Below are 24291 nucleotides of genomic sequence, written 5' to 3'. Positions count from 1 at the left end.
TGATTACATCGAAATGTTTTACAACCCGGTTAGACGCCATAGTTACAACAATGGACTTTCTCCGGTAAGATTTGAAGAGCAGTACCAAGCGAGGTTGGGAAGTGTCTAAGATATTGGTAGCGATTCAATTAGGCGGTATAAATTCACTACACACCGCTTACACACCAAGGCATTTTTCATGGTGTGTAGTAAATGCGGTTTTAGTGTGGTTTTGAAGTGGTTAAAAAGTGCAAAATTAGCATGTAAAGATTAACGGGCCTATAGCTCAGTTGGTTAGAGCAGAGGACTCATAATCCTTTGGTCCCAGGTTCAAGTCCTGGTGGGCCCACCAGAAAAGCAAACCCTCATCAGAAATGGTGGGGGTTTTGTCTTTTAAACGTTACTTTAAGTAACGGATACCCTAAATCGTTACGTATATCAATACTGAGGGTTACTACTAGCCCTTTAAATGTTTCTTTGCAAACTATTTGCTAGTATCCTACTGAAATACCAGATGAACTTCAGATAGGAAATATATGACAAAGTTGCACGGAATTAAAGCTCTCGCGTTTGACGCTTATGGAACGGTGTTTGATGTTCACTCAGTTGTTACTTTGGCTGAAAAGATGTACCCAGGGAAAGGCAATGAGTTAAGTCAACTTTGGAGATCAAAGCAAATTGAATATATGTTTTTGAGAACCATTATGGGTAGATACATACCCCATAACCAAAATACAGAAGCAGGCCTTAAGTATTCATTGAAGTATTTGGGGTTACCTGGAGGCACAAGCGAGAGAAGGGCTTTAATGGATGCCTACGAGAGGTTATCTCCTTTTGAGGATGCTAGGCAGACTCTTCCTAAATTGAATGGAGTTAAGAGGGCAATTCTGTCTGTGGGAACCCCATCACTATTAACAAATTTGGTTGGCAACGCAGGAATCGCAGATGAGTTTGACGCCTTGTTAAGTGTGGATGAGGTGAAAGTTTATAAGCCGCATCCAAGAACTTATCAGTTAGCGACTGATAAGTTTGATCTCCAAAGACATGAGATTGGATTCGTCACTTCAAATTACTTTGATGTAGCTGGTGCCAAGGCGTTTGGGTTTCAGGTGATTTGGATTAATCGGAATGGCGCAATCCCTGACGAGGTGGGCCTTCTTCCTGATGTTGAATTGTCTTCGATAGCTGAAATTCCAAACCTTCTTGGCTAAGCAAATAAACTTTTAAAGGGGACTGTAAATGTCAACTCTAAGCACAAATAATTCTGTAAATACCAAAAGAGTCATTACTGAGGCGGAGCGAAAAATACTCATTGCTTCATCCTTAGGCACTGTATTTGAATGGTATGACTTCTTTTTATATGGATCTTTGGCGGCTGTAATAGCGAAGCAATTTTTTGCTAAGGCCGATCCAACAACGGGGCTTATTTTTGCTTTATTGGCATTTGCGGCAGGCTTTATCGTTCGTCCGTTTGGCGCCCTCGTATTTGGTCGATTGGGGGACATGATCGGACGCAAATATACCTTTTTAATGACAATCCTCATTATGGGCTTATCGACGTTTGGCGTTGGTTTGTTGCCTGCATATGAAAGTATAGGTATTGCAGCGCCAATTATTCTGATTTCGCTTAGGTTGTTGCAAGGTCTTGCGCTTGGCGGAGAGTATGGCGGTGCTGCAGTTTATGTAGCGGAACATGCGCCGAATAATCAACGGGGGCAATTTACTGCCTGGATACAGACAACCGCAACTTTGGGCCTGTTCCTGTCTTTATTAGTAATTCTGTCAACAAGACTCTTCTTGGGTGAGGCTGCATTTGGGGAGTGGGGTTGGCGAATTCCGTTTTTGGCATCTATTATTTTGCTTGGGCTCTCTGTATGGATTCGCATGTCTATGAGTGAGTCGCCTGTATTTGCCAAAATGAAAGAAGAAGGCACGGAGTCAAAGGCGCCTCTAACGGAGTCATTCCTGCGCTGGAAAAATTTGAAAATTGTATTGATAGCATTATTTGGCATCACCGCTGGATTGGGGTGTGTTTGGTATGCGGGTCAATTTTATGTGCTACTTTTCTTGACGCAAACACTTAAGGTGGATAGCTTTACTGCGAATTTAATTGTGGCTGGAGCCCTTTTAGTTGCTACCCCATTCTTTTTGATATTTGGCACGCTATCAGATCGTATTGGAAGAAAGAAGATTATTTTGACTGGGATGGCATTGGCTGTATTGACTTATTTTCCGATATTCAAAGGTCTCACGCATTATGCAAATCCTGCTCTAGAGATGGCGTTAAAGAATTCACCTGTAGTGGTTGTTGCTGACCCCGGAGATTGTCAATTTCAATTTAACCCCACAGGAACTAAGAAATTTACTTCTTCATGTGACATTGCCAAGGCGAAGTTAGTAGCTGCATCAGTTAACTATCGCGTCGAGAATGCGGTGCCCGGAACAATTGCTAATGTTAAAGTTGGCGACAAGATTATTAATTCATTTGACTCGGTGGGACTCTCAAAAGAAGAGGCTGCACTAAAAATGAACAACTTTGCAAAAGAGCTGAGCGCTACCATTTCAGAGGCTGGTTATCCTCAAAAGGCAAATGCAGATGAGATCAACAAACCAATGGTATTTTTGCTGGTATTTTTGCTTGTAATCTATGTGACGATGGCTTATGGACCAACAGCGGCAGCCTTGGTTGAGCTCTTTCCAACCAAAATTCGCTATTCTTCCCTCTCGCTGCCTTATCATATTGGCACTGGTTGGTTTGGTGGCCTAATGCCTACAACAGCCTTTGCGCTTGTGGCGTTAGAGGGTGATATTTACTATGGGCTTTGGTATCCAGTAATTATTTCTGCAGTAACCGTAATTTTCGGGGCAATCTTTTTGCCAGAGACTAAAAATGTAGATATAAAGCTATAAAAGCCTAGTTTCAGCGAAAATAGTGAGGTTTAATACCCTCACTGTTTTCAATACCTAAATCCTGCTGTGAAATTAAAAAATACTGAATTAAAAAATACCGGTAAGAGCAAGCGATTAGTCTTACAAAAGACTAACAACATCAGCTTGGCAGATAAGGTATACGCTGAGCTGGAGGAAATGATCGTCACTCTTCAATTCAAGCCAGGGCAGATGCTTTCTGAATCAGAGTTGGGTGAGATACTTCAAGTCAGCAGAACGCCAATTGGAGAGGCCCTTCAACGATTATCCAGAGAGGGATTGGTTAACATCCTTCCACGTCGGGGAATTGTTGTCTCCGAAATCAATATTGCGGATCAGCTAAAACTTTTGGAATTTAGAAGTGTAGTATCTCGATTTGCTGCCGGATCTGCTGCCAGACGTTCGAGTGATGAAGAGCGTAAGCAAATGCAAGCAATTGCTGATCAGCTTTTGGCTGTAGTCAAAGCAAAAGACGGTCATGCACTTTTGCAGGCTGATAAAGCTTTTCATGATCATTTTTCCATTTGTGTAAGAAATGAATTCGCATCTAGAGCATTAGATTCTCTGGATTCTTTATCGCGGAGATTTTGGTTTGTTTATCATCAAAGCAAGGATGATGCGGAATCTGGAAAACTACACGCAAACCTCGCTTTGGCAATCGCTAAAGGCGACTCTAAAGCCGCTGAAAGAGCTTCGGATGAGTTATTTGAAAGTCTGGAAAAGTTTGTACATCAAACGCTGAAAAGATAGTTTGAGGGCATAGTTTAGTGAGTTGTGAAAGTAGTACAAGCTTGAATCATTTGCCCCTAGGATCAAGCTGTGTTGGAGTCACTAAAAAGATAAATTCATTTAAGTCGCAACGGGGTTTTGCTTTTTAAATTATTAAGCTATTCTTTATCGAATTAAAAAAAACTGGAGACACAATGAGTTTAGTCATCAAACCTCAAAATCCTACTAATCCTCATTTTGTAGGCATGGCAAGTGGGGTAGATTTAAAGAGTCCCTTAGATGAGCAAACAATCAAAGCTATTGATGATGGCATGAATCAATATGCAGTATTAGTTTTTAGGGATCAACCGCTGACACAAGATCAGCAAATCGATTTTTCGGTTCAATTTGGTCCACTCGATTCGGGTTTACGCAAAGCGACAGGTGCGCCTACTCGCTTTAAGCATGAGCAACTAATTGATATTGGCAACGTTGCAATGGATGGCTCTGTTGCAACTAAAGATAATAAAAAATTGATAGGAGTACTCGCAAATCAACTATGGCACAGCGATAGTTCTTTTCAAGATCTACCGGTTAAATATTCAATGTTGTCAGCCGTAGTAGTTCCTGAAGAGGGAGGGCAGACTCAATGGGCGGATTTAAGGGCTGCCTGGGACGATTTACCGGAGAATACAAAAAAATATATTGAGAAAAAAACGGGCTGGCATTCTGCCTTCCATTCCCGGATTCTTTTGGGGGACAATGATTACACCCAAGAGCAACTCTCTAAATTTCCACCAGTGGAGCGCTCCTTAGTTTTTACTCATCCCGAGTCAGGTAGAAAAGTATTATTCCCAAGTGTACATATCTCCGAAGTTAGTGGCATATCTATTCCTGAAGGTAGATTATTGGTGGCGGAATTAATAGAGCATGCAACTCAACCTAAATATGTTTATTCGCACGATTGGCGCCCTGGGGATTATGTTATTTGGGATAACAGGGCTACATTACATCGTGGTACGCGTTATGACTTGACTGTTCGAAGAGATTTGAGAAGAACTACAACACTAGAACGATCTTTTGTACCCGAAACAGTTTGATCATAAATGAGATTATGTATGTTTAATTTGTCTAGAGTCTTGGTCGCAATAAGTATGGTTTTTTCAAGCCTAGTGTTTGCAGATGGCTACCCCTCTAGACCTGTAAAAGTAATTGTTCCTTTTGCTCCCGGTTCCGCCTCCGATACCGTTGCTCGCACCGTTGCAGACAAGTTAACTATTGCCATGGGGCAACCATTCATTGTAGAAAATCGAGCGGGGGCTGGAAGCACTATAGCTAATGAATATGTGGCTAAAGCTGCTCCGGATGGTTATACCCTATTAATTTCTACAGCTGCATTGCCGATAGGAGCTAGCGCCTACCCTAATTTGAAATATGACACGGCTGCTTTTAGCTCAATTACTGTCTTTACAAACTCAGCACTTGCTTTGGCAGTAAATCCTGATTTCCCCGCAAAAAATGCCCGAGATTTTATTGAATACGCGAAAGCAAATCCTGGAAAAATCAATTTTGGATCGCTGGGTGTTGGTACGTCTCATCATGTTACTGCCGAAAAATTAAAATTGGATGCTGGCATCAACATGGTTCACGTTCCCTACAAGGGTTCTGGACCAGCGCATTTAGATCTAATGGGCGGGCAAATTCAGGCGATGTTCGATAACTTGGTAGCTTTGATGCCACACTTTAAGAGTGGGAAATTAATTCCCATTGCAGTTACAACATCCAAGCGCCACCCTCAATTGCCAGATGTGCCAACGTTATCTGAGGCTGGGGTAAAAGGGTTTGAGGCGGTAGCATGGTTTGGGATAGTTGCACCACCAGGCACGCCAAAAGATGTTATCAATAAGTTAAATACTGAAATTGTGAAAATCTTGAATATGCCCGACGTTCGTCAACGTCTAATTGATGGGGGTTCGGAGGTTATTGGAAATTCACCTGATGATGCTGATCGTTTTTTAAAATCTGAAATAAAAAAATGGGGCACAGTTGTGCGTGCGGCAAAAATAAGCGCTGAATAATTTATTAGTGCTCCTAGAAACAGGTTCTCAAGTCCTGGTGGGCCCACCAGAAATGAAAATACCAACCTTCGGGTTGGTATTTTTTTGAGTATTACTTTAAGTAACAGTTGTAACAGCAGATTTGTAATTATAGGTAATTGGTAAATTTATTATTCAGCAGTTATACCCGTAAGGCGGATAATCTCGGCCCATTTTTTATTTTCACTCACCATATACGTTCCAAAGCTTTGAGGGCTCTGGCTGGGCGTAACCATATTACCTGCCTCCTCATAAGTTGTCTTAAGAGATTTGTTATTAAGAGCGCTGGTAATGCCTTGAAATAAAGTGTCAATCTTATCTCGAGGTGTTTTGGTCGGGGCCCACATGCCAAACCATGATTCTTGAATTGTTAACTCATTTTTCATAATTTCATTTAGTGTTGGTACATCTGGTAACTGCGTTAAGCGATTTTTGCTTGTTACGGCAAGTGCACGCACTTTTCCTCCCTTAACCAATGGCACGGCCGTACCTGCTATTGGAAAGGCAAATTGTGTATCGCCCCGAATTAAAGATGTAGCAATTTCTACCGATCCTTTTAATGGGATGTGAACTACCTTTAAATTATTCAATGTTACAAATGTTGCCCCCGCAATATGCGCTGAAGTGCCAATTCCACCTGATCCATAATTCATAGATCCTGGGTTAGCTTTGGCAGCAGCAATTACGTCCTCAAACCTTTTGTAAGGTGAGTCTGCTGAGACCATCATCACCGTTGGGAACGAGTACATGTTACTAATGGGCGCAAAATCTGTTAGGGGGTTAATTGAAATTTCTGGCTTAATAATTTTTTGGATTAACTGTATGTTTGATCCAAGCATAAGGGTATAGCCATCAGGTGCTGACTGTGAGGCATATTGAGTCGCCAGTACGCCGCCAGCACCAACTTTATTCTCAATGATGACTGCTTGCTTAAAAGTGTCTCCCAGATAAGGCGCCGCTTGTCTTAGCTGTATATCCGGACCACCTCCAGCTGCGTATGGGCAGACTATTTTGATCGAGTTACTTGGAAATCCTGTCTGCCCATATGATGCAAAAGGATATAGGCTAATGCCGGGGATGGTAATTAGAAACTCTCGACGTTTCATGCTGTATCCTAATTTTCTTATTTCAGATCCTATCGACTCATATCAATCACAATCCTACCCTTCGATTTACCTGCCAGCGTGAGATCTAGGTAATGTGATAGCTCTTCAATGCCAATGATGCTGGCGATTTCTTTTAAATGGGTCGGGCGATATTCATTAGCAATCTTCTTCCAAACTTTTTCTCTTATATTCATAGGTGAGTTTGCATTGATGCCAATCAAACGAATTCCTCTGAGAATAAATGGAATTACAGTAGTCTCAAGTTCTGCTCCACCTGCATTTCCAAAGGCAGCGATTACTCCGCCTGGTTGCATCACGCGAGTGATCCAAGATAAAATAGAGCCGCCAACTGAGTCAATTGCTCCTGCCCATTGCGCTTTTTCAAGTGGCTTAAATTTACTCTCTGATGAAATTCGTGCAATGACTTCGGTGGCACCGAGGTTTTTAAGATATTCCACCTCATTTGGTTTGCCACTCATAGCAGTAACTTGATAGCCTCTTTTCGACAACATATCAATTGCAATAGTGGCTACACCGCCAGTTGCTCCGGTTACCAGGATTGGGCCGCTTATTGGATTGAGGCCGTTTAGCTCCATTAAGTCAAGAGATAGTCCCGCCGTATAACCTGCTACACCGATAGTGGCGGCATCAAGAAGCGTGAGGCCTTGAGGTATTTTCATGGCCCAATCTGCATTGACCCGTGCATATTGGGCATGCCCACCATCATGATCAACTCCAAGCCCGTAACCATTTACCAATACCTGATCACCTGGGCTAAAGCGTGAATCAAGCGATTCAACCACTATGCCAGTCAAATCAATACCGCTAATTCTTGGCCATTCACGCACTATATTATTAAGACCTTTCGAAGCTAATGCATCCTTATAATTAATACTAGAATATGCCACCTTGATGATCACATTGCCGGGGCTTAAAGAGTCCAATTGAATAGATTCAATTTTTCTGGTGACTGCTCCATCTAAGGAGTGAAGGCGAAAAGCTTTAAAAGGTGCATTCATGTTATTGGGCTTTGATGTTGGCTTGTTTAGCAACTTGTGACCACTTGATTGTTTCAAGTCTGATATGTTCAGCAAACTCGGTAGGAGTGCTTCCAACAAATTCCACCCCTTGTTTTTGCATCCCCTCGCGAACATCAGGCATCTTTATGACTGTTTGAATGGCGCTATTTAGGCGATTGATAATAGGAGTCGGTGTGCCTGCTGGTGCCAAAATTCCCCACCAGGAATATGCTTCCATTGGGTATCCCAATTCCTTTAATGTTGGAACATTCGGCGTAATATTTGCTCTATTCGGCATGGCAATTGCTAATGGGACTGCATTGCCCGCGTTAACTTGCGCCATTACTGGACCATAATTATCAAAACTTAATTGAACCTGCCCGCCAATAAGGGCGGTTGTTGCTTCTGAACTTCCCTTGTAAGGGATATGATAGAGGTTACTTTTGGAGTCACTTTTAAATAGCTCTCCAGCCAAATGTCCAATACTGCCATTTCCCGGCGTTGAATAAGATAGGCCGTCGGGTGTTGATTTTGCTTTAGCAAGTAACTCAGCAATACTTTTAATATTTGAATTATTTGTAACAAAAATATAAACGGGAACTTTAGTAATAAGCGTTATCGGAGCTAAATCCTTTTGAGTGTCATAAGGCAATTTCTCAAATAATGCGGGATTTGTTGCAAGGTTTGCTGTACCCATCAACAAGGTATAGCCATCGGCAGGGGCTCTCGCAACTGCAAGTGTTCCTGTTTGTGTTGAAGCACCTGGTTTATTTTCAACAATCACTGTTTGGCCAAGTATCGACCCTAATTTCTGACCAATTGTTCTCGCAACATTATCCGCGCCACCACCTGCGGCGTAAGGGACAATGATTTTGATGGAGCGATTAGGATAGCTTGCATCCTGGCCAAAAGCGTTAAAAGCAGATGTTACGTAGAGCAAAGAAAATATCGCTATATGAAGTTTATTTTTCATAATTTCTCCAAAAATTAAAATGTTAGTTAAAGGTATGCCCTGCTTTTTTGAACGTATTTCTAGCGATGTTTAGTTGATGAATTTGACTTGTTCCCTCATAGAGGCGGAAAAGACGCACATCTCGATAAAATCTCTCAATCGGGTTATCTGAAATATAACCATATCCACCTAGCATCTGTACACAACGATCGGCAACCCTTCCACACATTTCCGAGGAGAAATATTTGCAGATGGAAGCTTCCATGCTGACATCTTCTCCAGAGTCACGTTTTCGAGCAGTTTCTAAAACAAGTGCTTTAGCAGCATAAATTTCAGTTTGACAGTCTGCAATCATCGCCTGCACTAATTGAAAAGTGCCAATAGACTTGCCAAATTGCTCTCTGACAGATGCATAGTTCACAATTTCATCTAACATGCGAATGGCTGGACCAATACAAAGTGCTGCTAAATGTATGCGTTGCTTATTTAATACTTTCATTGCAGTTTTAAAGCCTGCGCCCTCTATCCCGATCAGGTTGCTACCAGGAATACGGCAGTTTTCAAAATGTACCTCTGAAACCGGGGATCCTGCTTGCCCCATTTTTTTATATGGGCTACCAACAGTGAGTCCTGGCGTATTTCTTTCTATTAAAAATGCAGAAACACCATCAGCCTTAGGCTTGCTCTGATCTGTTCTTGCCATAACGGTAAATAGATCAGATATGGGCGCATTAGTAATAAAGCATTTGGTACCATTTAAGATGAAATCATTTCCCTCTTTTCTTGCCGAAGTTTTTAAAGAGGCAGCATCAGAGCCTGCATCAGGCTCGGTAATTGCAAAGCACCCGGTAATTTCACCGCTAGCTAGTCTGGGTAAATATTTTTCTTTTTGTGCTTCTGATCCATCGGCAACTAAAGCCTCCGATCCAATTCCAGTGTTGGTTCCTACTCGCGCACGAAAGGCAACAGAGCATTGCGATATTTCCATAGCGGCCAATACCAGTTCTTCAGTCGTCATACCGAAACCGCCATATGTCTCTGGAATTGAGAATCCAAATAGTCCGAACCCAGCCATATCGGCCACTAAATCTGGGGGCACCTCATGTAGTAATTCAACTTCCGCTTCACGAGGAATAAGTTTATTCTGGCAATACTTTTTTAGTGAGTCTAAAAAAGAAGAGAATTCGTTTGGGTTACGAATCATAGGGCTCCTTTAATCAAGGTATAAAATTTCATTGCGAAGCCTCGCTATCAAAAGCCCCATAACGTCGGCTTACCCATTCTGCGATCATGCAAGGCCGCTCCTTATCTTCTTGCTCTATAGATACATTCCAAATAATTTGTACTCCACCTTTAAATGCCTCAAGGGAGGTTAAGGTGAAATGAGCGCGCACTCTAGAATTTACTAAAACTGGATCAGTAAATCTGACTTTATTAGCTCCATAATTGATCGACAATGTAACGCCATCAATGTGAACAGTATCTGTGAAAAATCTACTTAAGAGTGAGAGGATTAAAAAGCCATGAGCTATTGTGACGCCATAAGGGGATTCTTTAGCAGCTCTTACTGGGTCTACGTGTATCCACTGATTATCTCCACCGGCCTCTGCAAATAAATCAATACGCTGTTGAGTGATTTCCTGCCAATCGGAAGGGGGAAGCTGTTTGCCAACCCAGTTTTTTAGTTCGTTAAGAGAGCCAAGTGTAATTTTGTGCATGCAGTACCCCTTTTATATAACGTTGCTAGCTTTTAGTTTGGAAATTTCTTCATCACTCAAGCCAAGTTCAGAATAAAAAGAAATATTATGGGCGCCAGTTTTCGATCCACTATGGGGGATATATTCGGGTATGCCAGAAAAACGCGGAACGATACAAGGAGCCGGAATACTACCTAAATCTTCATCAGGCAGCCTGATAATTGCATTACGTTCTATAAAGTGGGGATCATTCAAGACATCATTAATGTCATAAACCTTTGTAAAAGGAACATCATGCCGGTTAAGGGCTATTGCTAACATTTCAAAATTTAGCGAAGAGCACCAGGTAGAGATAATTTGGTCTATTTCATCTAAATTCTTTAGGCGCAACTGATTATTAGAAAATTTAGGATTGTTTGCCAATTCTTCCATTCCCATTGCAGAACAAAACCGCTTAAATATTGGATCAGAAGAGCCAACTACGCTAACCCAAACCTCATCAGATGTTTTGTAAATATTAGAAGGGGCTGTATATGTTGCCCTTGATCCGGCACGCCCGCGAATGTAATTTAATTGATCCAGCTCTACTGCGAGTGGATCAAGTAGACGCATCATGGCCTCGGTTGCGGATAGGTCGATTTCCCTGCCGACCATATCTTTTGCTCGAGAGCTCTCAACTAAAGCTGCTGCTATAGAGAACGCGCCAAATAATCCGGAAACTACATCTCCTAAAGGGTAATTCATATGCTGCGGGGGGCCATCGGCCATTCCAGTTAAGTTTGTAAAACCACTCATTGCCTCAAAGATGCGAGCAAAGCCTGGCCTTCTGGCATAGGGGCCGGTCTGACCAAACCCAGTAAGGCGAAGAACAATAAGCTGAGGATTGGCTTGATGTAAGGTTTTGATATCCAGGCCCCATTGATCAAGGGTGCCAGTCCTAAAATTTTCTACTAGCACATCAAATGAGGGCAGCATTCTCAAAAAAATTTCTTTTCCCTCAGGCTTTCGCACATCTAGAGTAATGCCTTGTTTGCCTCTATTGGTAACTTTCCAATATAAAGAATGATGGTCCTTCATGGGGGCAAAAGTTCTTAAAGGGTCACTACTAGCAGGTAGCTCGAGTTTGGTGACTTCAGCACCTAGGTCAGCGCAAAGCGTCGCTGCAAATGGACCAGCAATTACGGTGGCCATATCGAGGATACGAACGCCGGATAAAGGGCCTTTATTGGTTACTGCTGCCTTAGGTGTACTCATATTCTTTTAGTCGGTTTTAGTAGGAATTTCTATTGAATCAGAGAAAATCATGATCATCAGTGTGTTTCGCTAGGCGAAACACTTGTTAGAATAGATTGCGATCCAGCAGGAAAAGAATCAGGATCTATAAACCTTGAAAGGGATAAAAGTCGTGATCGATCGTCAGTTTGCAATTAATCTAAGTAGGGGCCTAGAAGTGCTGAGGGCGTTTAATCCTGCCGACCAATTACTTGGTAACAAAGAGTTGTGTGAAAGAACTTCGCTACCTAAGGCAACAGTTTCGCGCCTAACTTACACGCTTGAAAAATTGGGTTACTTATTAAAGGTGGATCGATTGCAAAAATATCGCCTTGGACCTGGTGTTTTAATGCTGGGTTATCCCATGTTGGCTGGTTTAGAAATCCGGCATTTAGCTCGCCCTCATATGGAGCAGTTAGCCACTAAAACAAAGTGGACGGTTAACTTGGGAATGCTTGGGCGTCTTGAAGTTGTATATATAGACGCATTGCGATTGGATCGTCGGAATTTCCTAAAGCCAGATATTGGAAGTAGTAGGCCACTTTTAACTACTTCGATAGGACGCGCTCTTTTGCTGGCCTCTTCGGAAAAAGATCAGAACGCTATTTTAAATAGAATAAAGATTGCTTATCCGACCCAGTATCGTAAGGACGTACACCACTTTAATCGAGATAAAGCTTTTTATGAGAAAAATTCGTACTGCCTGAGTCTTGGGGATTGGGAGTCAAATGTATGTGCTGTATCAGTCCCGCTTAGGGTTGGAAGTAGTGACGATCCAACTATTGCGCTCAATTGCACTCTTAGTGGTTCAAAGCTTTCTCAACAAGAGATCCATCAATCCATTATTCCGCATTTATTTGAAGCAAAACACAATATTGAAAAGGATAGCGGAAGAATTTTTATCAGTAGAAAATATTGAGAGATTTATAAAAAATAATCTTTAAAGGGGTTTGCAATGAGTTACGAGTGCATTGATTTAAGAGTTGATAGCGGCGTGGCATTTCTTTTTCTTAATAGACCAAGTAAGCATAATGCCTTAAACGATCAGATAAGACATGAGCTTATCAACGCTCTTGAGTCGGTATCAAATGATGAGAGTATATTCGCTGTTATTTTGAGTGGAAATGGGGTTAGTTTTTGTGCGGGTGGTGATATTGAGGCGATGGCTAAAAGGCTTGAGATTCAAGCTGGCGAAATAGCTATCAAGGGGTGGAAGAGACATCAAGAAATTCAGCGAATGATTACGCTGATTCACAATATGCCAAAACCCATTATTGCTGCAGTAAATGGCTCAGCTTTTGGATTGGGCGCTGATTTAGCGCTAGCATGTGATTTCATTATTGCCAGTGAAAATGCGTTGTTTTGCTGGTCATACATTGACAGAGCTGTGATTCCAGATGGAGGTGGGATGTATTTTTTACCTCGAAGAGTTGGAATGAGCTTGGCTAAAGATTTAATCTTCTCAGGAAGAAGGGTCAAATCTGAAGAGGCAATGACAATCGGCATCATAGATCGCTGCTCAGATCCTGGCGATTTACTCGAGAATGCTAAACAATGGGCTAATACATTTAATGACACAGCCAAGCCTGCCTTCATGCTGAGCAAGCATATTATTAATAAAAGCCTAGAGTCTTCGCTTGAGGATATTTTTTCTCAAAGTAATATGGCTCTAGGAATGTGTTTTAGTTCTGTGGAGCATCGAACATCGGTTGAAAATTTTCTGAATAGATGATAAAAAATCCTTATTTAAAAAAGTACTTTGGAGCAATAAGGTATTAGATGGTTGCTCCAAAAATCCTGTGGTTATGAAAACCAAAGAGTGAAAGACTGCTTCTCTTAAATCCACGAATTTGCTTACACATTTGCTTACACACCGACACTGACCACCCGCAGAGCCACTGTTTATATGGGTCTATCATGGGCTTCTGCTCTCATAAGAAAGAAGCCCTAGGGGTCTTGTAACAAAGACCTCAATAGATTCAAGAGGTTAGTGGTGAATTAGGTGGTTTAAATTCACTACACACCGCTTACACGCCGGAGCAAAAACCGAGGTGTGTAGTAAATGCGGTTTTTATGTGGTTTTAAGAAGTAAAGCATCCGTAAAAAGGTGTGTAGTAAATGAAAGTTTTAGGGCCCATAGCTCAGTTGGTTAGAGCAGAGGACTCATAGCGAAAGTTGTGCACCAGATGACGAAAGTCGCTGTGTGAATGGTGTCAAATTCGGAGAAAGCTAAAGGTAGAAATATCCAAGCTAACGCCGAGCGAAGCTTAGTAAGAAATTACTTTGAACGTGTAGAGACTAGACGGCACCCACCTAAGTTGAAAGATATGGTGAAGGCATAGTCCAGGGAGTAATGAAAGTTACACAAACCGGAATCCTTTGGTCCCAGGTTCAAGTCCTGGTGGGCCCACCAATGAAATCAACGGCTTAGGGAGAAATTCCTAAGTCGTTTTTCTTTCTCTGCAACAAAGTGTGGAAGCAATCTTCACACATCTTCCATGGCAAACCCACTAGATATATAGGTCTGCCATTGAAGCGATAAACTACTTGTAGATTGTTGTATCCAATATTTAAGGACTGCTTACGGCCAGATGCAACCATCACACCGCCTACACAATTTCATATGTCAGAAGTAAGACTGCGGCACCCATGCAGATCAATGCGAGCATAAAGAACTTATCCGCAATATCTTCAAAATAAACCTTCTTTGAATTACTTCGAATGGATAGGTATGAAAAGATAGAGCTTGCTAGAAAGATGAGGGCATCTAGAGCTAGGAGGTCATCTACCCAATAGGCCATGCCTCTGTTGGCCTGAGTCAGTTTCACAATGCTGATAACGGTCATACATACACCAAGCATTGCGCCTGAAGTCGGCAGAATATGACCACTTAGATTGTTGGGGTTACGCATTTACTGGTGAACGTAGCCTGGTAAAGTGCCTGACCCAGAGTTTTGGTTGGGCGACGGTGATCCACCGAGTTCTGGCAAGTTGTAGTTTGGTTGGCTTGGCATCAGCCTTTTTTGGCTTGCATTAATAAAAGTAGGTACTTTGCTATCAAAAGATGCCTTTTGCTCAGAAGTCAATAATTTGTAAAGCGGTTTCGCAGCCTCATCAACCTCTTTTAAGCTGGTATATCGATTTTTTGCATCTTCGGTAGATTGGCTTAGAAATTTCAGTCCATCAATAGTGGCGGAACTATCGTTATTCAATTTAGCTCTTTCTTTGGCAACATCACTCGCATAAAGTCTCACCTTGATTGCAAAATTACCCCAAGCCTTGCTTTGTTCGGGTGTTAGCTTAAGGCTTTCCTCAAGGCGAGATAATCCAGTTTCGATTTGCTCATAAGTAAGCAGATGTGAGCCTGGAGCAGGCATTGAGATATGGGTATTTGCCGATGTGCTGGAAGAGTCGGGATTAGAGGCATTGCGCCCGGCGCCCCTTCGCATTCCAGGCATTCCTGGGATTCCAGAGCCTTGAGATCCGCCCCATTGAGCAAAAGACTCCTTAATGGGCAAAATTGCTACTAAAACTAGAAAACTCAAGATAATTGAGCGCAATAGCATGATGGCCCGATTCATTTTTCTCTCAACTGGATGTCCTTAACTCTTCTTAGACAGTAATTTTGGAAAATACTTACTCTAAAAAGAAAATAATTATTTTTTTTGGTCGTAAGTTTTCTATATGCACCCGTGTCTAAGTATTAACAAACAAGGAGATGTAAATGAAAAGAACGATGCAATCGCTGATTATGGCAAGTGTGTTGATGGTGAGTGCCATTAGCATTGCCAGCGCCGCCTTACCAGAGCCGCAAGATCCTCAGGTAGTTGCTAATATGACCTTTGAGCAACGCCTGCAAATGTCTAAGGATCTGCGGGAGCAATTTAAACAAGCCACACCTGAAGAGCGCCGTGCATATCGCCAAAAACTTCATGCCAAATTTAAGGCGCTCAGCCCCGAAGAGCGCAAGGCATTGCGCGATAAAATGCACGCTCAGTGGCAGGCACTAAGCCCTGAGCAAAAGAAAGAGCTACGCGAGAGCCGCAAAGCCATGATTGCCGCAATGACGCCAGAAGAGCGCCTTGAGATGAAAAAAGAACGCGAAGAGTGGATGAAGGCGCATCCTAATGAAAAAGAGCATTGGAATAAGCCAATGAGCAATTAAGGATCAGTTTGACTTTATTTCCTAGTAAGCAACACCGCATCGAGCAGGCTTTATTAAAAGGAGCTGTAGCGGGGGATTTCAAGGCGTCAAAAGAAGTCATTCGCCTACTGAGTTCCCCCGCATATTCCTTGGCCTGGAAGATGCTTGGCAACAAAGAAGACGCAGAAGATGTCGTACAAGAGGCCTTTATCCGCTTGTGGAAAAGTGCCGATTCGTTTGCGGGAAAGTCAGGACTTGTTACTTACTTTTACGCGATCGTGAGCAATCTTTGTTTGGATAGGATCAAAAGTATTAATAGGGGATTCTTCGAGGAGTTTGATGAGATTGAGCATCAACCCATGAAAGAGATTGAGTGGAGTATCGCAGAGGGCGTCAGCCCAGAAAGCATTAAAAAGGCAATGGATGTTTTAAGTAGAAAACAAAGAATGGCAATGTTGATGTGGGCCTATCAAGATATGACGGCAGAAGAAGTTGGTCTGGCAATGGGTATGAATAAGAATAGCGTCGATCAATTGTTATATAGGGCTAAGTTGAAACTTAAGATGGAATTAGAAAAAGGTGAATCTCATGCGAGCGAATGATAAAAAACATTTAAAGAAAGCGTTAGATCAAATCGAAGTGCAAGAACCATCTACCCATTTTGAGCAACGCATTTATCAAGATTGGCAAAGAGTGGTTCTTAAGGTGGATCGACCCACTCATCGATTCACTGAAGTTTTGGCGCTCGCTAGATTACACCCTAGGCTTGCCGCATTGATTGCGATGGTGGTTATCACAGGCTCCGTATTACTAGGTCAGCATCTCCTGACAAATCAGGACGAAGAGTTGCATCGTATTGATGCTTTATCCGAATTAAGCCTCTCAACTATTTAATCTACAGTGTTTTCCCTTGCCCCTGGGGTCTCTAATATTAGAAGCTGCAACTTTGCTAGGCTTGGGTAAAGGGGCCTGCTAATCATTTTTGATATACCGCCAGCAACAAGTGCACTCGCCATTAGACTGAGTACCAACCCATGCCCATCAACCATCTCCATAACAATAATGAAAGAAGTCATAGGTGCTTGCGTGACAGCAGCTAAAAATCCCGCCATTCCAATTGCGATAAGAATTTGAGCGCTAGGCAGAGTTAGAGCGGTAGAGATGGTATTACCAATTCCCGCACCAATAGCAAGAGATGGCGCAAAAATGCCAGCAGGCACTCCAGACCAAGTGCTAAGCCAGGTAGCTATGAATTTAAGGGGTACAAATAGATAAGAGGTGCTCTCTGATCCCGCAATGATTGACTGTGTGTGGGAATAGCCAGTTCCATAGGTCTCACCATTGCTGGCTATTCCTATGAGCGCCACAATGAGTCCGCATGCTCCAGCAAATATCAAGGGGGAGTTTGTTCGAAATTTTCCTAGTAAACCTCTGTTTACTCTAAGGGAAATAATCAACACTTTCGAAAACAATCCACCTAGGATGCCACTTACTAAAATCACTAATATGCAGGGTACGATAATGTTGAGACTAAATCCACCTGGCTGTATCACGCCAAAGTATGTGTAATTTCCATCGATTGAGATGCCCACTAAACCAGCTAATACTATTGACGCAATCATTAAGCCATTACTACGCTGTTCTAAAGATTTAGATAGCTCCTCAATGGCAAACATAACCCCACCCAGCGGGGTATTAAAGGCTGCAGCAATTCCTGCTGCACCACCAGCCATAATCAAAGATGCTTCAGAAATATTGGCTGCAGAGGGTAACCAGCGTTTTGCATTTCTCATGATCCCTGCAGCAATCTGTACTGAGGGGCCTTCTCGTCCAAGGGATAGGCCGCCTAAGAGTCCTGCTGAGGTAAGAAAAATTTTAACGATACTCAGCTTTAGTGAGACAAATAAGCCTCTATCTTCAGGTTTGCATTTAGAGTCTAATGCTGCGATCACTTGAGGAATCCCTGACCCTGCAGATCCTAGAGCAAATTTTCGGGTAAGGTAAACAATGACTATGGTGACTATTGGAGTCCAAAATAATGGAGCCCATCTATTACGACCTTGAAGCGCTAAAAACCAATCAAAAGAAAATTCTGCTAACTTGGTAAATCCTACGATAGTGAGGCCTGCGACAGCTGCATAGCTTAAAACAATCGAGCGACCAGCCCATAGTTTCCAATTTAGAAATTCTTTCTTTAGTGTAACTAGAAATCTAGCGTAAATCATTTTTTCACCAATAGGAATTTCATTAAAACTTTATTGAATAAATAAGTTGTGATCAGCAATACAAGAACATCCAGAGCAATTGGATTAAAGGCTAAAGTGTAATCTCTAAGCCTCTCGCTAATAATCAGAATTGGTAAGATTATTGCAGGGGGATGCAAGCATTCGAGTAGAAGCATTAGAGAAAAGCAAGTTGCAAACGCAGCGACCATAACCCATTGGGCGTAATCAAATACATATACAAATGCAAAGCCTATAAGAGAGCATAAAAGATATGATTGAAGAATAACACCCGCTGAGGTCATGGATTTAGTGGGCATTGTAAATATCATCAATGCGCTAACGACGAAGGGTACTAGCAACAGTAAATTTTCTTTACCTAACAAATGATTAAGTAGGTATAAAAGGCAGATCGTAATCGTGCTACCCAAGGTAATGACTAATTGCTGCGCAATAGAACGCTGAGATGGCGGCGGCTTGAGCGCCTCATAAATTTTGGAGCACCAGCTTTTAAATTTATCCATTACTTGTTTATTCCATCGAGCTATGAATTGCCCTGACAAAATCTGACTGTGTGATCACACCCACTAATTTCTGATGCTCGTCAATAACTGGAAGGTGATGATGACCGTCGCCTTCAAATATCGTAACTAAATCGAGAACATTACGATTCGTGCTGATAACTCGAACAGTTTTTTGCATAACTTGCCCAACTGCATTTGGGTAGGCCTCAGATAGCTTAGCTGAGGCCCTGCTAAAACTCTGGCGCATAAAACCTTGCAGGCGCTGCCCAAAAGTTTTATCAAAATCAATCGCAGCATATTTTAAAAAATCTTCTAAGGTGATAATTCCAACTATTCGATCATTTCTATCAACCACTGGTAGTGATTTAATGTGATTTTTTCTTATCCTTATCCAAGCATCCTCCAGAGGGGTTGCCATTTCAACGGAGATGACTGGAGAGCTCATGATGGCGGAACAGGTAATGGACTTTAACTTTTGTTGGTATGCATGTAATTCAACATCGCGAATAATATTTGCTAAGTCCCCTGGATTGATATCAATGAATTCTTTGTACCGTGCTAAGACTTCATTAATTTCTTTGCTATTTCCATCATCACCCGCAGATACTTTTGTGGTGATTGGTGCCTGATGTGGGTATGTCTTTCCAGTGGCCCTGTTGTAGGCAACACCTGCTAAGACTAGCAATAAGGAGTCTATAAAAACTGGAAATAATGCGAATCTGTAGCTAATAATATGACCGAGAACAGCGCTTAAGGCAGTTGCTGCAGCCGGGGCATGGAGGCAGTTAAGAAAAAGCATTCCTAGTATTGAGACGCCAATCGCAATGGGAACACCAATTCTAGGGTCTGGAATCCAACTGGCGCATGTCACACCAACAATCGCAGCAACTAAATTGCCACCTATTACTGCTTTGGGCTGAGCCATAGGGCTTGAGGGGAGCACAAAGATAAGTAGTGCGCTGGCCCCAAGCGAGGCCATAGCCCAATCATTAACTTGGGTAAATTCACCAATAAATTTACCGAGAAAGGCCACAAATGCCCCGCCAATCACTCCTCCAATTGCAGATCGCCAGTGTTCGGAAGATGGCACAGGTATTTGATTTTTATTGAAGAATTGCCAAATCGGTTTCATTTCATCCAAAATTGAGGTGAGAGGGTAATATATGAAGCATTATCCATATTCCTTGCGGGTATAGAATCGCGTACATGGTTTTAAGTAAAAAGACCCTCATTATTGGCTTATGCCTTTTACTGATCGCATTCAGGGCGGCAGCTGGGAACATTTTTATTCAGAGTGCGGTCGAAAGAGTCCACCTCCAGGTTAATAGTTGTTCGAGTTTGGGTGCTGAGCATGCCTTGACCCAACAAGATTCTACTGACGACAAGCAGCCTGTAAGCGCCATGTATGTGATGTACCATGTTACCGCCAACGTGAGTGATACTCAAATTCTCATACCAGCTCAAGCTGAGTCAGTTATTGCTTACGGCATGCGAGGCGATAGACTGTATTTCGACAATATCCCAGACTCTGCATTTAAACCCCCAAAACACACCCTCTAATTTCTATAGGGGGTGGGGCTTTGATTATTCCCCATCGAAATTGTTTTTATCTGAACCTGCTTTCAGATATTTTGGGAATTTCTGCAATGTCAAAGTTATACAAATTATTATTCGCCATTTCCCTTATCGGGCTCATTTCTGCCTGTAGTAGCGTCAAATTAGATGATGTCAATAGCGTCGCCACTGTAAATGCTGGTGGCTCCATGACCTACGATCCAATTGGCGATCCAAAGTCTAGTGTTTATGGCAAACGTTCAATCTATTTTGTGTTTGATAGCTATGCTATTGATCCAAAATATGCATCCACTATTTCAGCGCATGCCTCTTACTTGAAGGCATTTCAAAAGCAAAAAGCCTCGGTAATTATTCAGGGGAATACCGATGACCGCGGAACTGCTGAATATAACTTGGCACTTGGGCAACGACGATCTGAAGCCATTAAAAGGGCTTTAGTGAGTCAAGGCGTTAGCGAATCTCAATTAGAGGCCGTGAGCTTTGGCAAAGAGAAACCTGAAAATCCAGCACAAACCGAAGTAGCTTACGGAGAAAACCGTCGAGCTGACATCGTTTATCACTAAATATTCACACAATCCATTATTTGGAAATCATTATGAAAAACTTTTTTAGAGTAGTTTGTCTTTCAACTTTGGTGTTGGCAGGCTGTGCAAATAACAAGCCTAGCGGCACTGAGTTAACACCAGAGAACAAGGCTGAGATTCAAGAGCAAGTTAAGACCGTTCAGAAAAAAATGTCTGCCTGTGTAGCGGGGGTCAATAAAACAGATGATGCGAAATATGTTGATGCCAACATTATTGTTATTTCGGCTAACAACCCAAATGCGAAAAAGTTATTCAATTCAGCCGACTTCATCAGCGATGAGCAGGCTGTTGAGCTGAAAAAATTCAAGGAAGCAACTATGCAATGCCGTTCAATTGCTAAAGAGCTGCCAAAGCCAGAATTAGTCGCAGTTTATGAGTATTACAACTCTAAAGTAGATGATGTTTATAACGATCTAGTTAATAAACGAATCACGATTGGTGTTGCTAATCAAGAGAGACAAATGCGATTGCACTATACCAACGACAAGTGGGCTCAAGCCATGAAGACTTACCAGGGAGGTTAACTCATGGGCTCTAGATATAGATTTGTTTGCCCCTCTTGTAAGTTTGACTGTATCTGCTCAATTGGTAGAGAAAGAACTGGTAGCTACTTAAGTGTGCCCATGATTTGTCGCCAATGTAAGGATGTTGCGGAATATAAGGTCACCGATCCTTTGAGTCTATCAAGTTCCTATCTCGGTGATCTATCTTGTAGGGTCTGTCACTCTAGCGAGTATTTAGATGAGTGGGATGGAATTACGTGCCCGCAATGCCAAAAACCGATGCGGGCCATAGGCGCTGATGTCGATGCTAAAAAGTCAGACGAGGATTTTGGTTTTGGGCGTAGAGGTCGATTATGAATATAGACTCAGTTGAACTGAAAAATAATCATATTGGAATGAGCTTTGCTCGTATTCCTGCTGGAAGTTTTTTGATGGGTAGTAACGAGTCGGAGGATTCTCTGAGAAAAGATTTCCCTCAGTATGATTCTGCGCGACTCTCAGCATTTGATGATGAGAGCCCCTTACATAAGGTCATAATTTCCAAGCCATTTTGGATGGGCCAGTATCCAGTTACCGTTGGTCAGTTTGAGTTATTTTTAGTCAATTCAGGATATATGCCTGAATCGATCCGAGATGGTACTGGGGGTTATGGATTTAATCCACTTGATGTCAACACAAAAACCATAAACGACGAAGTTTTTGAAGGCCGCAATAGCCGTTATGCGTGGGATAAAACTGGATTTACTCAAGAGGATGATTTTCCGGTAGTGAACATTACTTGGAATGACGCTAATGCTATGGCTGGGTGGTTAAGTGAAAAAGAGGGCAAGAGGTATCGATTGCCAACAGAAGCTGAGTGGGAATATGCCTGTAGAGCTAGAACGAGTAGTAGATACTTTACTGGCGACAATCCAAGTTCACTTTTCTCACATGCAAAAGTATTTGATTTGGATACCGCAAGGATTTGGTCGCAATGGCAACAATATGCTCTTGACCATTACAGTCATTATGAATTTGCGGCGCCTGTTGGTAGATTTCTTCCCAACTCATTTGGCCTGTATGACATGATTGGTAATATATGGGAGTGGTGCTCTGATTGGTATGCAGAAAATTATTATCAAGAATCACCAGCGATTGATCCACAAGGACCTAATGACGGCGAAGCAAAAGTCAGGCGTGGCGGATCATGGCACACATGGCCTTTGTACTGCAGGTCCTCTTTTAGAAATGTGAATACACCAGACTCAAGATATATATTGCAGGGGATGCGCTTAGTGTTGGAGGAATGAAACGTGCTTTAAAAGGACGGTTCATACATAGGGCCCCCAATCGACACAAGGAGTCGTCATCCTTGTGTCAGTCAAATCCTTGATAGGCCGCCAAACTCAAATGTACTCCTTGCCTGGGTCAAAACAACTCAACCCTATACAAACACCCGGGCAAGTTTTGTGCACAAAGTTTGCCTATGGTGGGGTGAACCTCATAATCGTTATCTAAAGTAACACCTACTAATTTCATCCAAAAACCACTTTGGAGCAACGAAGTACTAGATGGTTGCTCACAAATCCTTTGGCCCCAGGTTCAAGTCCTGGTGGGCCCACCAGAAAAGCAAACCCTCATCAGCAATGGCAAGGGTTTTTTTGTCTTTTGAATGTTGCCGTATTATCAGGGTTTGAATCTCACTGAGGAAGTTAATGAATACATTTGATGCAATCCGCGAACGTAGGGCTGTTAAGCACTTTGACCCAAGCCATGAATTTACTAAGCAAGAGACAGAGCAGTTGCTTGACCTTGCTATGCAGGCACCATCATCATTCAATATCCAACACTGGCGTTTGGTGAATGTTACAGACAAGGCTTTAAGAGTAAAATTACGAGAAGCTGCTCATGATCAGGCTCAAGTTACTGATGGATCCCTATTATTTGTAGTAACTGTGGATATCAAGGCTTGGGAAAAAGATCCTGCTCGATATTGGGTAAATGCACCCAAAGAAGCTCAAGATATCTTAGTTCCTTGGATTCATCCTTTTTATGCTGGAAAAGAGCAATTACAAAGAGATGAAGCAATGCGTTCAGCTGGCATCATGCTGCAAACGATGATGCTCTCAGCCAAAGCGATGGGTTATGACTCATGTCCAATGGTTGGGTTTGATTTTGATAAGGTCGCTGAATTGATTCATTTGCCTAAAGACTATGCAATTGCTGCAATGTTGGTCGTTGGTAAGGGCATTAAACCAGCATGGCCTAAACCTGGATTTATCCCTAAGTCAGAAATGTTGATTGAAAACCATTTTTAAGCTGATATTTTCTGAGCGGGTTTGAACGGCATGAGAAATTCAACCTAAGCCCAGATCCAATTAGGTTGATTAAAGCTCTCATCAGAAATGGTGAGGGCTTTAATTCTTATATTGTTGAGTTAGGTTTGGCGCTTAAATGAAACCTTATTGCTTGCAGACTCTATTGGCAATACCAGGATAATTAAAGCTATTCTCTTGACGCTTCAATCACTATATTTAAGCTGATCTCATCGCCAACAAATGGCACATATTTTCCTAGATTAAACTCTGAGCGACTCAACTTCGCGCTTGCGTTAGCGCCACACATATATTTCAAAGTAATAAAGTTACGACTGCAAGAAAAGTTAGTCACTTCCACATTAACGGGCTTAGTAATGCCTTTGATGGTGAGCTCGCCTGAGAGTGACGTAATGACCTGATCATTAAATACAACGTTATCGGAGATGAATTTGGCTACGGGAAATTTTTCAGAATTAAAGTAATCTTCACTTCTAAGTAACTTATTAAAGGTATCGGAGCCTGTGCTAATTGAGCCAGTCTCAATGTCAATATCTATAGTGAATCGCTACCAATATCTTAGACACTTCCCAACCTCGCTTGGTACTGCTCTTCAAATCTTACCGGAGAAAGTCCATTGTTGTAACTATGGCGTCTAACCGGGTTGTAAAACATTTCGATGTAATCA

Annotated in this window: 30 protein-coding genes and 1 tRNA gene; 17 read left to right on the top strand and 14 right to left on the bottom strand. The window is 42.2% G+C overall.

The window, feature by feature from the left end:
• The 7 genes from VC182_RS11010 to VC182_RS10980 form a co-directional block, all read left to right on the top strand.
• A partial coding sequence (locus tag VC182_RS11010) for an IS3 family transposase (RefSeq protein WP_323483827.1) occupies window positions 1-109 on the top strand: 109 nt, incomplete at its 5' end.
• Window positions 110-254: 145 nt separating this feature from the next.
• A tRNA-Ile gene (locus VC182_RS11005) sits at window positions 255-331 on the top strand.
• A gap of 184 nt (window positions 332-515) precedes the next feature.
• Window positions 516-1190, top strand: coding sequence for a haloacid dehalogenase type II (locus VC182_RS11000; protein ID WP_215303444.1), 675 nt, complete (start codon window positions 516-518; stop codon window positions 1188-1190).
• A gap of 28 nt (window positions 1191-1218) precedes the next feature.
• Window positions 1219-2889, top strand: coding sequence for an MFS transporter (locus VC182_RS10995; RefSeq protein ID WP_323485312.1), 1671 nt, complete (start codon window positions 1219-1221; stop codon window positions 2887-2889).
• A 66-nt stretch (window positions 2890-2955) separates the two neighbouring features.
• The gene (locus tag VC182_RS10990) at window positions 2956-3657 is read left to right on the top strand and encodes a GntR family transcriptional regulator (RefSeq protein ID WP_323485311.1); all 702 of its coding nucleotides are present in this window, start codon (window positions 2956-2958) and stop codon (window positions 3655-3657) included.
• 173 nt (window positions 3658-3830) lie between these two features.
• Window positions 3831-4715, top strand: coding sequence for a TauD/TfdA dioxygenase family protein (locus VC182_RS10985; protein WP_215303437.1), 885 nt, complete (start codon window positions 3831-3833; stop codon window positions 4713-4715).
• A gap of 54 nt (window positions 4716-4769) precedes the next feature.
• Window positions 4770-5693, top strand: a complete 924-nt coding sequence (locus VC182_RS10980; RefSeq protein WP_323485310.1) for a tripartite tricarboxylate transporter substrate binding protein — start codon at window positions 4770-4772, stop codon at window positions 5691-5693.
• Window positions 5694-5842: 149 nt separating this feature from the next.
• On the opposite strand, the gene VC182_RS10975 is transcribed toward VC182_RS10980, so the two are convergent.
• Genes VC182_RS10975 through VC182_RS10950 form a run of 6 tightly spaced genes read right to left on the bottom strand, consistent with a single transcriptional unit; the run spans window position 5843 to window position 11739 of the window.
• Window positions 5843-6817: a Bug family tripartite tricarboxylate transporter substrate binding protein gene (locus VC182_RS10975; protein ID WP_323485309.1), complete on the bottom strand. Its 975-nt coding sequence runs from the start codon at window positions 6815-6817 to the stop codon at window positions 5843-5845.
• Window positions 6818-6846: 29 nt separating this feature from the next.
• Window positions 6847-7836 carry an oxidoreductase gene (locus VC182_RS10970; protein WP_068949146.1) on the bottom strand — a complete coding sequence of 330 codons (990 nt, stop codon included), beginning with the start codon at window positions 7834-7836 and terminating at the stop codon, window positions 6847-6849.
• Window position 7837: 1 nt separating this feature from the next.
• Window positions 7838-8809, bottom strand: a complete 972-nt coding sequence (locus tag VC182_RS10965; RefSeq protein WP_068949147.1) for a tripartite tricarboxylate transporter substrate binding protein — start codon at window positions 8807-8809, stop codon at window positions 7838-7840.
• 22 nt (window positions 8810-8831) lie between these two features.
• Window positions 8832-9992, bottom strand: a complete 1161-nt coding sequence (locus tag VC182_RS10960) for an acyl-CoA dehydrogenase family protein (RefSeq protein ID WP_068949148.1) — start codon at window positions 9990-9992, stop codon at window positions 8832-8834.
• A 28-nt stretch (window positions 9993-10020) separates the two neighbouring features.
• The gene (locus VC182_RS10955; protein WP_068949149.1) at window positions 10021-10506 is read right to left on the bottom strand and encodes a MaoC family dehydratase; all 486 of its coding nucleotides are present in this window, start codon (window positions 10504-10506) and stop codon (window positions 10021-10023) included.
• Window positions 10507-10518: 12 nt separating this feature from the next.
• Window positions 10519-11739: a CaiB/BaiF CoA transferase family protein gene (locus VC182_RS10950; protein WP_068949150.1), complete on the bottom strand. Its 1221-nt coding sequence runs from the start codon at window positions 11737-11739 to the stop codon at window positions 10519-10521.
• Window positions 11740-11890: 151 nt separating this feature from the next.
• Here VC182_RS10950 and VC182_RS10945 point away from each other — a divergent pair, with 151 nt between their 5' ends.
• Both VC182_RS10945 and VC182_RS10940 read left to right on the top strand, forming a co-directional pair.
• Window positions 11891-12676 (top strand): IclR family transcriptional regulator, encoded by a 786-nt coding sequence (locus VC182_RS10945; RefSeq protein WP_216217835.1) that lies wholly within the window; start codon window positions 11891-11893, stop codon window positions 12674-12676.
• A gap of 36 nt (window positions 12677-12712) precedes the next feature.
• A complete protein-coding gene (locus VC182_RS10940; protein WP_068949152.1) occupies window positions 12713-13489 on the top strand; it encodes an enoyl-CoA hydratase/isomerase family protein in 777 nt (258 codons plus the stop codon).
• 695 nt (window positions 13490-14184) lie between these two features.
• On the opposite strand, the gene VC182_RS10935 is transcribed toward VC182_RS10940, so the two are convergent.
• The 3 genes from VC182_RS10935 to VC182_RS10925 are packed head-to-tail and all read right to left on the bottom strand — an operon-like array spanning window position 14185 to window position 15338.
• A complete protein-coding gene (locus VC182_RS10935; RefSeq protein ID WP_323485308.1) occupies window positions 14185-14358 on the bottom strand; it encodes a hypothetical protein in 174 nt (57 codons plus the stop codon).
• Window positions 14359-14366: 8 nt separating this feature from the next.
• Window positions 14367-14669 (bottom strand): hypothetical protein, encoded by a 303-nt coding sequence (locus tag VC182_RS10930; RefSeq protein ID WP_072583958.1) that lies wholly within the window; start codon window positions 14667-14669, stop codon window positions 14367-14369.
• A complete protein-coding gene (locus tag VC182_RS10925; protein WP_216120467.1) occupies window positions 14670-15338 on the bottom strand; it encodes a Spy/CpxP family protein refolding chaperone in 669 nt (222 codons plus the stop codon).
• Window positions 15339-15481: 143 nt separating this feature from the next.
• Between VC182_RS10925 and VC182_RS10920 the strand changes: the two genes are divergently transcribed.
• From VC182_RS10920 to VC182_RS10910, 3 genes are read left to right on the top strand one after another with little or no spacing between them, the layout of a single operon-like run.
• The gene (locus tag VC182_RS10920; protein WP_323485307.1) at window positions 15482-15922 is read left to right on the top strand and encodes a DUF3106 domain-containing protein; all 441 of its coding nucleotides are present in this window, start codon (window positions 15482-15484) and stop codon (window positions 15920-15922) included.
• A gap of 8 nt (window positions 15923-15930) precedes the next feature.
• Window positions 15931-16503: an RNA polymerase sigma factor gene (locus VC182_RS10915; protein ID WP_216120471.1), complete on the top strand. Its 573-nt coding sequence runs from the start codon at window positions 15931-15933 to the stop codon at window positions 16501-16503.
• Window positions 16490-16795: a hypothetical protein gene (locus tag VC182_RS10910; RefSeq protein WP_323485306.1), complete on the top strand. Its 306-nt coding sequence runs from the start codon at window positions 16490-16492 to the stop codon at window positions 16793-16795. Before VC182_RS10915 ends, VC182_RS10910 begins: the two co-directional genes overlap by 14 nt.
• On the opposite strand, the gene VC182_RS10905 is transcribed toward VC182_RS10910, so the two are convergent.
• The 3 genes from VC182_RS10905 to VC182_RS10895 are packed head-to-tail and all read right to left on the bottom strand — an operon-like array spanning window position 16792 to window position 19779.
• A complete protein-coding gene (locus VC182_RS10905; protein ID WP_280757116.1) occupies window positions 16792-18126 on the bottom strand; it encodes a chloride channel protein in 1335 nt (444 codons plus the stop codon). The two genes, VC182_RS10910 and VC182_RS10905, sit on opposite strands and share 4 nt — an antisense overlap.
• On the bottom strand, window positions 18123-18647 hold the full coding sequence (locus VC182_RS10900) for an HPP family protein (RefSeq protein WP_323485305.1): 525 nt from the start codon (window positions 18645-18647) through the stop codon (window positions 18123-18125). Before VC182_RS10900 ends, VC182_RS10905 begins: the two co-directional genes overlap by 4 nt.
• A 7-nt stretch (window positions 18648-18654) precedes the next feature.
• Window positions 18655-19779, bottom strand: coding sequence for an HPP family protein (locus tag VC182_RS10895; RefSeq protein ID WP_323485304.1), 1125 nt, complete (start codon window positions 19777-19779; stop codon window positions 18655-18657).
• Between the two features lie 74 nt (window positions 19780-19853).
• On the opposite strand from VC182_RS10895, the gene VC182_RS10890 reads away from it, so the two are divergent.
• The 5 genes from VC182_RS10890 (at window position 19854) to VC182_RS10870 (ending at window position 23606) form a co-directional block, all read left to right on the top strand.
• Entirely contained in the window at window positions 19854-20207 is a 354-nt protein-coding gene (locus VC182_RS10890) for a hypothetical protein (RefSeq protein ID WP_323485303.1), read from the top strand.
• A gap of 86 nt (window positions 20208-20293) precedes the next feature.
• On the top strand, window positions 20294-20785 hold the full coding sequence (gene pal, locus VC182_RS10885) for a peptidoglycan-associated lipoprotein Pal (protein ID WP_280757121.1): 492 nt from the start codon (window positions 20294-20296) through the stop codon (window positions 20783-20785).
• A 32-nt stretch (window positions 20786-20817) separates the two neighbouring features.
• On the top strand, window positions 20818-21330 hold the full coding sequence (locus VC182_RS10880; protein WP_280757122.1) for a hypothetical protein: 513 nt from the start codon (window positions 20818-20820) through the stop codon (window positions 21328-21330).
• Between the two features lie 332 nt (window positions 21331-21662).
• Window positions 21663-22598, top strand: a complete 936-nt coding sequence (locus VC182_RS10875) for a formylglycine-generating enzyme family protein (protein WP_323485302.1) — start codon at window positions 21663-21665, stop codon at window positions 22596-22598.
• A 405-nt stretch (window positions 22599-23003) separates the two neighbouring features.
• Window positions 23004-23606 carry a nitroreductase family protein gene (locus VC182_RS10870; RefSeq protein ID WP_323485301.1) on the top strand — a complete coding sequence of 201 codons (603 nt, stop codon included), beginning with the start codon at window positions 23004-23006 and terminating at the stop codon, window positions 23604-23606.
• A gap of 187 nt (window positions 23607-23793) precedes the next feature.
• Here the strand turns inward: VC182_RS10870 and VC182_RS11635 are convergent, their stop codons facing one another.
• Together VC182_RS11635 and VC182_RS10865 are read right to left on the bottom strand one after the other, a co-directional pair.
• A complete protein-coding gene (locus VC182_RS11635) occupies window positions 23794-24150 on the bottom strand; it encodes a YceI family protein (protein ID WP_416350588.1) in 357 nt (118 codons plus the stop codon).
• A gap of 32 nt (window positions 24151-24182) precedes the next feature.
• On the bottom strand, window positions 24183-24291 hold a 109-nt coding region (locus VC182_RS10865; RefSeq protein ID WP_323483827.1), incomplete at its 5' end, for an IS3 family transposase.

Origin of the sequence: Polynucleobacter sp. AP-Nickl1-40-C4 (assembly GCF_035012665.1) — a bacterium.
Classification (GTDB): domain Bacteria; phylum Pseudomonadota; class Gammaproteobacteria; order Burkholderiales; family Burkholderiaceae; genus Polynucleobacter.
Note: the sequence above shows the minus strand (reverse complement) of the source record. Positions and strands in the feature narration are given on the sequence as shown.